The sequence below is a fragment of the Ruegeria sp. AL12 genome, assembly GCF_056540885.1.
The window spans coordinates 1-534 of the sequence record NZ_JBQFXN010000199.1; the positions used below are offsets into that span (position 1 = coordinate 1).

Below are 534 nucleotides of genomic sequence, written 5' to 3' on the forward strand. Positions count from 1 at the left end.
TTGGCCGGCCTGTTTTACCGGGCGTTGTCGCTTAAGGCGCTCTACGGCATTCTGGTCGACAGCGCACGCTCTTCCGCCGCCGTCGGCCTCGTCATCGGCGGCGCCTTGATCCTCAATTATGTCGTGGCGTCCGAAAACATTCCCAACATCATGGCCGAGGCGCTGGTGGGGCTGGACGTGTCGCCCCTGACGTTTCTGATCGGCGTCAATATCCTGCTTCTGCTGCTCGGCTGCGTGCTCGATGCGACCACGATCATTCTGGTGATTATTCCGCTGTTTTTGCCCACCTGCCGCGAACTGGGTATCGACCTGGTGCATTTCGGCGTGGTCGCCGTAATCAACTGCATGATCGGGTTGATCACGCCACCCTATGGTATCCTGCTGTTTGTCATCAATGCGGTCACCCAGATACCGCTTCGCGAGATCATCGGCGAAATCTGGGCATTTCTGGGTGTGCTGGTTCTGGCGCTGGCGGCGCTGGTGCTGTTTCCGGATCTGGTGTTGTGGCTGCCGCGGCTGTTCGGGTATCCCGGG

General features: G+C 59.7%; 1 protein-coding gene. It reads left to right on the forward strand.

The window, feature by feature from the left end; all coding sequences use genetic code 11:
* Positions 1 to 534, forward strand: a 534-nt coding sequence (locus tag ACR0C6_RS22200) for a TRAP transporter large permease subunit (protein ID WP_480621366.1), incomplete at both ends; no start/stop codon positions are given.